Raw genomic sequence first — 13,310 nt, 5'->3', positions numbered from 1 at the left:
TTTTATTTCCTATATTTATAGCATACTATTATATATAATATATATGTATTAAAATTAAGACAAAACTTTAACTTTACTATTTGTGTAAAAAGTAATATAATTTAAAATTGATTATAAATCTAACTTTTTCTCTATCAAAATATTTTAGGAGGTGAGACATTTGAAAAAAACTAATAGTTTAAAAAAAATTTTAAGCTGGAATAATATCAAGAATTTAAAACCTTCAAACGGTTTAAAAGATATATTAGAAATCTTTAAAAATGACCTAAAAGATATACGTGGAAATTATGCAGTACTTATAATAGTTTTAGGTCTTGCTTTTTTACCATCCCTGTATGCTTGGTTCAACATAAAAGCATCTTGGGACCCTTATGGAAGCACTGCTAATATGCTTGTAGCGGTAACAAATGAAGATAAAGGAAATGAAATAGCAGGACAGAAGATTAATGTAGGAGAGCAGCTAATTGAACAACTTAAGGATAACAAAAGTTTAGGTTGGCAGTTTGTAGATGAAAAAACCGCTCTTGAAGGTGTCAAAAAAGGTACTTATTATGCATCACTTAAGATTCCAAAAAATTTTACAAAAGATTTGACATCTTTAATTACAGATGATGTCAAAAAAGGTGAAATTATATATACAGTTAATGAAAAAATAAATGCAGTTGCACCAAAGATTACTGATAAAGGTGCTTCTACAATACAGCTACAAGTTAATCAGACTATAGTAAAAACAGTTAGTGAAATCGTTCTTGGTATATCAAATGGAGTTGGTGCAGGAATTGAACACAGTCTTCCAAAATTGACAAAAGTTGAAAGTTCTCTTATAGACCTTCAAAAGAGATTTGACCATATAAATAAGACTGTCGATTTAGCTTCTGATGCTACTTCAAAGTTATCTGATACAGTCAAAGATATTAAATCCGATTTGCCTACAATTAAAAAGACTTTGAATGATACAAAACTGTTATCAAATGACTTAAAGAAATTCTTAGAGGATACAAATAATAATTTAGATGAACTTTCTCCTCTTATAAAGTCTGACTTAAATTTAATGGTTGATCTTTCATCTTCTGCTTCCTCTCTTACACTTAATTTAATTGATGCAGTAAATAGTGGCAGTGAAGATATACCTAAGTTAATAGATAATTTATCAGAAAAGCTTTCCAATTTACAATCTTTAAATGATACTTTGGAAAACTTTTTAACTAAATTAAATCAGCTTACATCAAACAATAGGTTGGATGATGTAATAGATAATCTTGAAGATTCTAGCAATAAAATAGATTCATCTATATCAACATTAAATGATATTAAAAACAAGGTTATATCTGGACAGCAACCATCTGTAAGTGCTTTGAATAATGTTTTAAGCTTATCAAATGGTATTGGAAGAATTAACTTAAATATTTTAAATAATTTTGATTCGAAAATATCAAAACCTATAAATAGTATATTTGCAAACAGTATAAAAGTGGCAAACGATATAATCACTGTTTTAGATAAGGCAGAGGCAAAACTTCCAAAGGTTGAAGAAATACTTACTACTTCTCTAAGTCTTTCAGGAAATGCACAAGAAAGTATATCATTAATAAGAGAAAAACTTCCTTTAGCAAAAGGAATGTTGGATGACTTAATTGATACTTTAAGTAAAATTAGTAATGGTGAGGATATGAAAAAATTGGTCAGCTTACTTGAAAGTGATATATTGACAAAGTCTAATTTTTTAAAGGAACCTGTTGAAGTAAAAACAGAGAAATTGTATCCAATTGAAAACTACGGTTCTGCAATGACACCATTTTATAGTGTTCTTTCTACATGGGTAGGTATATTACTTATTTCAGCACTATTATCTACATCTGTACATGGAAACTATAAACCTTATGAAATTTACTTTGGAAGAGGTCTTACTTTTTTAAGTATAGCTCTCGTTCAAGGATTCATAATTGGAACTGGAGATATACTATTATTAGGAGTAACAGCAAAGCATCCAATTTTATTGATACTTCTACTTATGTTTACTAGTATGGTATTTAACTTTATAGTGTATTCTTTGGTTTCTGTATTTGGAAATGTAGGAAAAGCAATTGCAATAGTACTATTAGTCGTTCAAATTGGTTCTTCTGGTGGTACATTCCCTATACAAGTTACACCTACATTCTTCCAAAGAATAAATCCTATAATGCCATTTACTTATGCAATAGGTGCTACAAGGGAAGCAGTTGGTGGTATATACGCTCCAAATCTAATTAAATACATATTGGTTCTCTTACTATTTATGATTCTGTCTATTTGTTTAAATGTCATTCTAAAAGGACCTATAAACAGAATTATAAAACCATTTAATGACAAATTTGGAGATAGTAATTTAACTGGTCATTAAAAAATTAATTCTGTATTTAAATATATTTTTTAAACTAATATTCTAAGTTCATATTAAAAGGTAGCAGCTTTTTAGCTGCTACCTTTTTCCAAATTAAAAACTAGCATCTACTATAAAGTATATCACGGAAAAAAACAAAAAAAATTCGTTCTTTCCTAAATTTATTTTATAAATATCTAGATATATTCCTACTTAATAAACAATGATATACATAGTATTAATATATAACTTACATTATTTAATTCATGTAATCAATTATTCCTGAGTTTAAATTATATAAATGCTCAAAACCTTCTTCTGCCAATAAATTACATGCAGTAACACTTCTATGACCACTTCTGCAATAAACTACTACTTTCTTATCTTTATATTCATAAATTTCATCTATATTGTTGATTAACTCTTGTAAAGATATATTTATAGCATTTTCTATTTTATATTCCCTAAATTCATCTTTAGTTCTTACATCCAATAACAAAATATCCTTTTCATTTTTCATCATTTCTTTAAGTTGATTCTTATTTATATTCTTGTACATGTGCTAAGATTCCTCCATTTTATTTATATATTACTTATACCCTTTATTCTTCATCTAACAACAAATATTCTTTTTATATTTTTCTCAGCTATGTAAAAGATATACTTAATAAAATCTTTTTTTGTTGATAATAATCTGTTGATTAAAATAATTAAGAATGTTATGCTAATTATAAATTTATTTTTAAAAGAAAAGAGGTAATATAATATGTTTAAGCAAAAACTCTCTAGGTTATTATCTAGCACATTGGTACTTAGTATGTTATTTACTACTGCTCCAAATATTACTTTTGCTGATAGTAGTACAAAAGATAACTCCGAGAAATATCAAAGTTCTGATATAAAGCTAAATGATTACAGCAAAAATTCAGAATCTTATCCAAAAACTAAAGCTCTTGCTAAAGAAAAAATTAAAACTTTATTATCTAAATACGGAGTTGAAAATGCTCAATATGCTTTGATTGATAATGGTAAAATTGAGATTTCTGGTAATGGTGGAGTCTACAGTAGACAAGATAACAAAAATTTAACTAAGGATAACATGTATAATATTGCATCTATCAGTAAACTGTTTACTACTACTGCTGTTATGAAGTTAGTAGAAGAGGGAAAAGTAAAATTAGATACTCCTGTTGTAAATTATATCCCTGAATTTAAAATGGCAGATGATAGATATAAAGAAATAACTCCAAGAATGTTGTTAAATCACTCATCAGGATTAATGGGAAGTAGTTATAAAAACGCCATTTTATTAGAAGATAATGACACTTATAATCATGATAATTTCCTAGATGAACTAAAGAAACAAAGATTAAAAGCTAAGCCAGGGGCTTTTTCTGTTTATTGTAATGATGGATTTACATTAGCTGAAATTTTAGTAGAAAAAGTATCTGGCATGACATTTACTAACTTTATTGACAAGTACATAAATAATCCACTTAACTTACAAAATACAAAAACTCCAGAAAATAGTTTTGATAATTCAAAGCTTGCAAAAGCCTATGTACCTTATTTTGAAGATGCCGTACCACGAGATAACTTAAATACTATAGGTGCAGGTGGTTTATATTCAAGTGCAGAAAATCTATGTACATTTGCACAAACATTTATGAGAAAATCAAATGGAATTCTTTCCCCTTCTTCAGTAAAAGCCATGGAAAACAAAGAATACTTAAATGGTCTATGGCCTGAAGGTGAAGATTCTATTCTAGGATATGGTTTAGGATGGGACTCAGTCAATACTTATCCATTTAATCAATATAATTTAAAAGCACTTACAAAAGGTGGAGATTCTTTACTATTCCACAGCAATCTTACGGTACTCCCAGATGAAAATATGGCAGTTGCAGTTATTTCTTCTGGTGGAGTTAGTACACATAATGAAGTAATTGGACAAGAAATTTTACTATCTGCATTAAAAGAAAAGGGTAGAATTAAGGAAATAAAACCAGATAAAACATTTAGTAAACCTCAACAAGTTAAAATGCCAAGCTATTTAAAGGAAAATAGCGGTCTTTATGCTTCTTCAAGCATACTAAAAGTTGATGTTAATGATAATGGCACTTTAACAATATCTTCTCCTTATGTAGAAAATGGACCTGAAGATAAATACGTATATATAGGACAGGATAGATTTTTATCTGAAAAAGGTAATAGTTGCCTGAAATTTGTAAAAGAAAAAAATAATATTACATATTTACACCTAAGCTCTTATGATAATCTGCCTGGATTAGGTCAAACTGCAAGTATAAATTATGCAGCCCAAAAACTAGATTCTAACAATATATCAGATACTGTTAAAGAAAGCTGGAAAAAAAGGAATGGTAAGGGCTATTATCTAATAGATGAAAAGTATTCTTCACAGAGCTATATGTTTGGTTCTGTAAAAGCATCTTTTTATATCCATGATAGTACTCCAGGTTACTTAGTTAATACTAAAATAGTAGATGAGAACAATTCAAATGCTTTTATAGAAATCCCTGGTTCAATAGGTCGTGATTTAGGTGATATTAAAATATATAAGGAAAATGATACAGAATACTTAACTTTTGCTACACAAACATATGTAAGTGAAGATTCTATTACTAATTTACCATCAGAAAACTCTTTTACATTCCAAATAGATTCAAAAGGTTATGCAAAATGGTATAAAATCGGTGATGATATAGCAAATAAAAAAATAGAAGTTAATCTTCCTCAAAATTCATCTTTTGCTGTTTATGATGCTAAAGGAGTTCCTGTAAACTACTCTTTAGTTACAAAGAACAATAGAGTTAGATTGCCAAAAGGAGGCGTAATTGTTTTCTTAGGAAGCCCAAATGCTAGATTTGAAGTTATGTATCAAGATGAAGTAAATGCAAGTACACTTACAGGAACTGATAGATATGAAACTTCTATTAAGATAAGTCAAGCAGGTTGGGAAAATGCTGAAAATGCAGTTTTAATAAACGACTCAGCAATTGCAGATGCTTTAGCCGCAACACCACTTGCATATAAGAAAAATGCGCCTATATTATTAACTGGAAGCTCTCAAATAAATGAAAAAACTTTAGCTGAATTAAAGAGATTAAAAGTTAAAAATGTATATGTAATTGGTGGAGAAGCTTCTGTAAATGAAAAATCCCTAGATACTATAAAGTCAAATAATATTTCTGTATCTAGAATTTCAGGAAACGATAGATATCAAACTTCTATGAATATTGCTAAAGAATTGGACAGTATTAGTAATATATCAAAGATTTCAGTAGTTAATGGTGAAAAAGGATTAGCCGATGCAGTAAGCATTGGAGCTGTATCAGCTCAAAATGATATGCCTATAATACTTACTAATGAAAATAGCAATATAGCTGAAATAAATAACTTATTTAAAAACAAAAAAATCGATAAATCTTATGTGATTGGTGGAGAATACACAGTTTCTAAAAATATAGAAAGTAAACTTCAAAACCCACAAAGAATATCAGGTAGTACTAGAAATGAAACTAATGCAAAGGTAATAAAAGAATTTTATAAAGATTCTAAGATAGACAACCTATATGTTGCTAAAAATGGAATCAATAAACAAGATGATTTAATAGATGGGTTATCTGTTGGAGTTTTAGCTGGAAGAACTAAGTCTCCTGTAATATTAGTAGGAAACTTACTAGATTATAATCAAAAAGAACTATTTAAAACTATGAGATTTAAAACTGTAACACAGATTGGTGGAAATGGAAATGAGAATTCATTTAAGCAAATAAAGGAAATAGCTTAATATACTAAGAAAGACTGTATTCAAGTAATATTAATTGAATACAGTCCTTTTTTATTTCAGTTATAAACTTTATACGTATAAAAATTAAATTTAGATACTGCATGATAAGCATCTTAATATATGGATAAATCTAAAAATTTTTCCTGTCTTTAAGTTAGTATCTATTTATCATTCATACTTAATAATTTATCTAAATATACTGACTTTAATTGTTTGCTAGCTAAAACCTTTTTAGCTGGTTCAAGCTTTAATATAGCTGATAGTATAGCTCCCATAGCTCTATGACTTGCTAGGGCATTATTATCAAAAATTAGATTTTGTAATTGCCCTTTTTCAATTGCCATTAGAACTGCTCTATGTACTGAGTTTGCTGGAGTTATTATCTTTTCATCTCTTTTTAATAACATAATACTATTTTTATGGCAATTTCTAACGCAAACTCCACAGCCTAGGCACCTATCCTCATCAATTTTTATATATTCTTTATCATTTTCCTTGACCTTGCTTATCGCATCTATTGGACATGCAGATATACATTTACCACATTTTACACAACTTTCATGGTTTATATTTGGTATAAAGCTGGTTGTCTGTACTGGATGAAGATTTCCAAATCTTTTAGCTGATACTAATGCCTCACAACAACATCCACAACAATTACATATAAATGTAACTCCTTTTCTAACATTTTCTCCACATTGAACTAAATTATGCTCATATGCTTGATGAAGTAGTTCTTTACATTCTATTTTATCTATACGTCTTGCAAATTTATTATTTATTAAAGAATTTGCTACATTGTCAAATGTCATACATATATCCATAGGAGCATCACAAGCTTTTCCAACATGTTGCATTCTATGTCTACAATAACACATACTTACACCTATATGAGTTGCTTCATCAATTATATGAGTAGCTCTTTCGTAATCTAAAATGCTAACTTCATTATCATTAGTCAAAACTTCCTCTTGAACATACACTCTTCCAAGCTTTGTTTCCGTTGAATAAAATAAATCTTTGATAAAATCTTCTTCTACATTCATATATTGATAGTAAAGTTCTGCTAAAAGTTTTTGGTCTATATCATGTCTTGTTCTCATCATGGCAAACTCAAAAAAGCCAGCCATTGGGGGAGGCATTATATATTTCTTACCTTTTTTATCTTCTATATCTAGTATTAGAGCCTTACTGGCAAGTTTATCCAATACTCTATATGCTTCACTTTCACTTACACTCCAAATTTTAGCTGCTGTTTTTACTCTAAAAGGCTTTATTGGTAGCTGAGCCACTAATTTTGCCTCTTGTTCTGTATATAGTACATTTAGTATTTTGTATAATGTATCTGATGGTGGAGCACCTTGTGGAAACTTATTTATTCTTTCCTCTAAACTTTTATACATGTTCTTAGCAGTTATATGAGAAATAGTAATCACCTTCTTTTTCTTTTGTTTTCCAATAAAATTAGATATTTGTCCTTATTTATAAGCACTTTATCTAAACCCTTACTTTATATAATACCAATTCTTTCTAAATAATTAAATACCTCTAATGATTTCTTTATTAGATTTCTTATATAAATAAAAAATCGCTTAATTAGTATAATAATAGTTTATACCAATTAAACGATTTTAATAATATTTTATATAATTAAAAATTACTTTTATATACTTTCTCTTCTTATATTATCTATGATATTTTCTTTATTCAATTTACTCATTGGTATATAAGCTGCTATAAAAGTTATTATAAAAATACTTATTATGCATATGGCTATTGCTGTCCAAGGTATAACAGGAGAGAACTCAATCACACCTGAAATAAGTTTATTCATAATTAGAGTTATACCAATACTAATTGGTATCCCAAACAACAATGACAGTATACCATATATAAAACTTTCTAAATATATCATTTTTCTAAATCCTTTAGGAGTAACCCCTATAGATTGTATTATCGCAAGTTCTCTTTTTCTTAGGTTTATACTTGTACTTACTGTATTTAGTATATTTGTAACACTTACTAGAGATATAACTGCTATAAAACCATATACAAATATTTTGATAACCTTTAGATTTTGTTTTTCTTCTTCACCTCCTGCACTTTCATCATGGAAGTTAAAATTATTTTTATCGGCTAAAGATTCTACTTTCTTCTTAGTCTGAACGTCTCCTCCTGAATCAATAAATATAAGACTTCTATTTAATTTTAAACCTAAATTTTTAGCAACTTCATCATAAGTTATAAATTGCAAGCCCATATTTTGATAGCCCATTCCTAGACGTTCTTCATCGGTTATTGCAAGAATTTTAATCTTCATTTTTTTACTTGAACCATTATCATCCAGATATTCACAATTTACTGTATCTCCAACTTTGTAATTAGTTAACTCCACTATACCTTTCTTACCTCTAGATTCAAAGTAACTTTTTCTAACTAATATCACACCATTTTCTTTAATTGCTTTTTCCTTATCAAAAGAACCTTTTATTAAATTATTTGTTTTATTTTTTATTGCAAACTCTCCTGGAAATTCTAATTCATTATTGATAAAGTCGTATTCATAACTATCTCCATTCTTATGCTGTTCATAATACTCCTTAATTAAATCTTCATTGGATTTATTTATTTTATTTTCACTTACTTTTATAGATATATACTGACCTGTTGCTAATTCAAAGTTTTTTATTCCAGGAATATCCTGTAGTGTACTTATAACATCATCAACAGGTCTAGCTGTACCCTTTGCAGTTAAATATAAATCATAGTTTTTTTGAGAATTTCTAATTTCTTCACCTTTTAGCAAAAGTAACGTAAATCCACTAAAAGATACAAATATTATTATACTTATCATTAAAGAAAAAAGAGTCACTATGAATTTTTTTCTATTTCTTCTCATATTTTTATATGCAAGTACTCCTTCAGTCTTAAAAATCATTTTAATAAGCTTTGAGTCTTTAACTTTTCTCACCTTATATTCTCCACTGTTTTTAATTATATCGAGTGGAGAAATATTAGAAGCTGCTATTGCAGGTAATAGAATTGATATAAATATTGTAAACAAAACTATTATTATACTAGCAATAATTATTATTGGGTTATACACTATTTGTAAACTCATTTGTGTAACAATCGATTTTGTAAAATACTTATTTATAATTTTAAATAATAAGTCTATAGCTATTGTTCCAGGTATTAGCCCTATTGGTATTCCAATTAAACTAATTATAATACCTTCTATTAAGACCAACTTTTTAATTTGGCTTGATGTAGCACCTATAGAATTTAATATTCCAAACTGTTTTTTTCGTTCAGTTATAGAAATACTAAAAGAATTATATACTGTAGCAATAGTACATATAATTACTAAAATAGTTACTACTGAAATTATAGATTTTATAGAGCTATTTATGTTTGCATACTTACTAGCCCCTTGTAATCTTAATAAATGTTCATTGTATTTTACCATATCAGAAATTGATTCTTCATCTTTATTTGGATATATGTTTTTGCTTATTTTTTTACTTATTTTATACACATCTTTAGGATTTTTTACTGTTACTGAGATGTTCATTGTTCCTTTGTAATCAAGCAGATTAAAGTAAGTTATAGCAGTTGTAATCTCATCATAAAGCTCAAATCCGGGCTTTTTAATTATACCAACAAGTTTAAAAGTTCTATCCTTTTCATTTGCTATATAATCACCCTCATGAAATACCATGTTATCAACCTTTTTCTTATTTGAGTCAAACATGTCTCCTACTTTTAAGATTATTTCGTCTCCTATTTTTAATTTATCATCCATAAGATTAATAACATTTTCACTTAGAACAATTTCTCCAACCTTAGATGGCAATCTACCTTCTTTTACAGAAATTTGATATCCCTCCATGGCATTTTTATCATACTGTTTTATACTTAATATACCATTTTCACTATTTTCCAATTTAGAATATCCAATTTGTTTACTAAATGCATGTTTTTCTATTTCAGCTGATTTTGTTACATATTCTATATCCTTTTTGTTTACATCATGGAATGTAACATGAAAACTTCCATCATTCTTTATAGTTTCTCTTACTTGATAATCCATGAAACTTTCAAATATATTTCCTATACCACAAATTAAAGCTGTTGAAAGTATTATCCCAATTATAGTTACAATAGTTCCTCTTTTATTTTGTTTTAAATATCTAATAGTTAATGATGTATATAAATTCATCTACATCACCTCATCACTTTTTATAATTCCATCTTCTATACCTATAATTCTATCGGCCTGAAGTGCTATGTTTTTGTCATGAGTTATCATTATTAGAGTCTGATTGTATTTCTTTACTGACAGTTTTAATAATTCTAGTATTTCTTTTGAATTTTTACTATCTAAATTACCTGTTGGCTCATCTGCTAATACTATAGAAGGTCTATTAATCAAAGCACGTCCTATAGAAGTTCTTTGTTGCTGTCCCCCTGATAATTGGTTTGGAAGATGTTTTTCTCTATCATTTAGACCTAATGTTTTCATTAAATCATTTAAATATTCTTTGTCAATATCTCTATTGTCAAGTTCTGCTGGAAGCAATATGTTTTCCTTTACATTTAAAACTGGAATTAAGTTATAAAATTGATATATAAGACCTATATTTCTTCTTCTAAATATTGCTAAATCTTTAGTTTTTAAATTATATATATCAACATCATTTATATAAACCTTACCGCTAGTTGGTCTGTCAACTCCTCCTAGCAAATGTAATAATGTACTTTTACCACTTCCACTTGGTCCTGTTATTGATATAAACTCACCTTTTTCAATTGATAAACTTACATTTTTTATAGCATCAACTTTTGTTTCATTTTTACCATAACTTTTAGTTAGATTTTCTACTCTTAAAATTTCCATGACTACCTCCAATATTTATATTCTATACTTCATATATTAGGTTTTGACTATTACTATAAAGTGAATTAAATATTACAGATTAGTCACTATCGTACATTTTATGAAATATTATATGAAATTCTGTACCCTTACCTTTTTCACTGTTTACATATATATCTCCATTTTGGCTTTCTACTATAGATTTTGACATTGCAAGACCTATTCCTACACTATCTTCTTTTGAACTACTACTTCCTCTATAGAATCGTTTAAATACATGTGGTATATCTTTTTTATCTATTCCCTCGCCATCATCTTTTATTACTAGTTCAGAAAATAATGGGTTTTCTTTATAAGTTATAATTATATTTCCAAATTCAGGAGTGTGTTCTATACAATTTTTGATTATATTCACTAATGCTTCAACAGACCAGTCAATATCACCAATATAAGATACATTATCACTTCCCTCTATAGTCAATTTTTGATTTTTAATATCCATAGGTATTTTCATAGATTGCATTGCTCTATGTATGAGTTCACTAAATTTTATCTTATCCTTTTTAAAGTTTATCACTTTTGCTTCTACCTTTGATAATTTAAGCATGCTTTTAATCAACCAATCCATTCTATTTAATTGATTTTTTATCTTATTCAAAAAATCGATTTTTACTTCATATGGTACATCATTATATAATAAATCATTCAGCATTATTAAAGAAGTCATAGGGGTTTTTAATTGGTGTGATATGTCGGAAATTGTATTATTTAAAAATATCTTTTCTGATTTTAAAAGTTCAACTTTTTCATTAAGAATTGTTGTCATCTTTAAGAGTTCAGTTTTTAAAAGACCTATCTGCCCTTCTTGATTTTTATTTTTCATATCAAATGCTTTTCCCTCTGAACTATAGTAAACATACTTAGTCATATCTGATAAATCATTGTACATTTCCTTAAAATATCTAACAACCAACACAAATATCAAAATAAATATTATACAGACTAAGATTATATTTATTTTGATAGTCTCTAAAACTAATTTAGAAGTAATAGGCTCAGAGTTTATCCTAATAGATTTATCATAATTATACTTACTTAATATTTTATGACCATAATCTATATTTTCCATAGAGTTTCCTTGAGTTATTATATCTACTATATCACTTTCTAAGTTTGGATACTTACTTGATAGTGTTCCTATTATAGCCTGATTGTTTTTTACAATCATATCTTTAGTTATAGACACGTTGACTATGCTAAATCCAACAGATATGATAATAACAACAAACATCAAAATAACATACTTACTTAAAAACTTCTTCACTTCCGGATTATATAGAAACACTATTTTCACTCCCTATCCATTTATAACCAAGACCTCTTACAGTTTCTATGTAGATTGGTTTATATAAATCATCCCCTATTTTTTCTCTAAGCCTTTTTATATAAACAGTTAGAGTATTATCATTTACAAAATCATAAGTTACATCCCAAAGTTTTTCCAATATTTGAGTTCTACTTAAAACTGTATTTTTGTTCTGTATAAGAATTAGAAGAAGTTTATATTCAACTGATGTCAGAAATATTTCTTTTTCATTTTTATATACTCTAGCTTCTAAGGTATATATACTTAAATCTCCAAATTTGAGTATTTTCTTATCTTCTTCTAAAGTATTACCTTTTCTTCTCAAAACAGCTTTTATTCTAGATATTAATTCTCTAATTCTAAAAGGTTTTGTTATATAATCATCTCCACCTATATCAAGACCCATAACAATATTTACTTCCTCATCACAAGCAGTCAAGAATATTATCGGAATTTGAGAGAATCCTCTTATATATTGACACAGTTCATAACCTGTTCCATCTGGTAATGTAACATCCAACAGTATCATGCTGTATTCATTAGAAGAAATCATTTCTTTTCCACTTGATAAATCCTTTGATATATCTATACTAAATCCTTCTTGTTCTAGAGCATACTTTATTCCAAAAGATATAGTACTATCATCCTCAACTATCAACAACTTTAACATAGCTATTTCCTTTCTTTCCATTTTGATTTTAAATTATTTACCTGTACAGTTTTTATTATACACAAATACCTTATATACTAAAATATATCTATAATTACAAAATAGTCACAAAGAGTTATTAAAATTTATAAAACAAAAATGTAAGTTGTTACTTAACTCAATTAAGAATAATAGATACTTCTTCAACTTAAGCTACAACTTACATTTTAGAAACTTTATGTTAAA

At 27.4% G+C, this 13,310-nt stretch carries 8 protein-coding genes; 2 read left to right on the top strand and 6 right to left on the bottom strand.

Translation table 11 applies throughout. From position 1 onward, the window contains the following. Nucleotides 1-151 precede the first annotated feature (151 nt). Nucleotides 152-2,380: a YhgE/Pip domain-containing protein gene (locus JJC02_07115; GenBank protein UDN55934.1), complete on the top strand. Its 2,229-nt coding sequence runs from the start codon at nt 152-154 to the stop codon at nt 2,378-2,380. A gap of 238 nt (nt 2,381-2,618) precedes the next feature. Here the strand turns inward: JJC02_07115 and JJC02_07110 are convergent, their stop codons facing one another. Beyond that, complete coding sequence (locus JJC02_07110; GenBank protein UDN55933.1) at nt 2,619-2,918, bottom strand: rhodanese-like domain-containing protein; 300 nt, start codon at nt 2,916-2,918, stop codon at nt 2,619-2,621. 207 nt (nt 2,919-3,125) lie between these two features. On the opposite strand from JJC02_07110, the gene JJC02_07105 reads away from it, so the two are divergent. Beyond that, nucleotides 3,126-6,170, top strand: coding sequence for a serine hydrolase (locus tag JJC02_07105; GenBank protein ID UDN55932.1), 3,045 nt, complete (start codon nt 3,126-3,128; stop codon nt 6,168-6,170). 161 nt (nt 6,171-6,331) lie between these two features. Here the strand turns inward: JJC02_07105 and JJC02_07100 are convergent, their stop codons facing one another. From JJC02_07100 to JJC02_07080, 5 genes are all read right to left on the bottom strand, one after another. Then, complete coding sequence (locus tag JJC02_07100; protein UDN55931.1) at nt 6,332-7,606, bottom strand: 4Fe-4S dicluster domain-containing protein; 1,275 nt, start codon at nt 7,604-7,606, stop codon at nt 6,332-6,334. A gap of 227 nt (nt 7,607-7,833) precedes the next feature. Continuing rightward, nucleotides 7,834-10,392, bottom strand: coding sequence for an ABC transporter permease (locus JJC02_07095; GenBank protein ID UDN55930.1), 2,559 nt, complete (start codon nt 10,390-10,392; stop codon nt 7,834-7,836). Then, nucleotides 10,393-11,070, bottom strand: a complete 678-nt coding sequence (locus JJC02_07090) for an ABC transporter ATP-binding protein (protein UDN55929.1) — start codon at nt 11,068-11,070, stop codon at nt 10,393-10,395. Nucleotides 11,071-11,149: 79 nt separating this feature from the next. Next, the gene (locus JJC02_07085; GenBank protein UDN55928.1) at nt 11,150-12,394 is read right to left on the bottom strand and encodes a HAMP domain-containing histidine kinase; all 1,245 of its coding nucleotides are present in this window, start codon (nt 12,392-12,394) and stop codon (nt 11,150-11,152) included. Further along, nucleotides 12,381-13,085, bottom strand: a complete 705-nt coding sequence (locus JJC02_07080; protein ID UDN56394.1) for a response regulator transcription factor — start codon at nt 13,083-13,085, stop codon at nt 12,381-12,383. The genes JJC02_07085 and JJC02_07080 overlap by 14 nt, the downstream gene beginning before the upstream one ends. Nucleotides 13,086-13,310: the final 225 nt, after the last annotated feature.

This window comes from Clostridioides sp. ES-S-0054-01, assembly GCA_021561035.1.
Taxonomy (GTDB): domain Bacteria; phylum Bacillota; class Clostridia; order Peptostreptococcales; family Peptostreptococcaceae; genus Clostridioides.
This window is presented reverse-complemented; position numbering and strand designations above follow the sequence as displayed.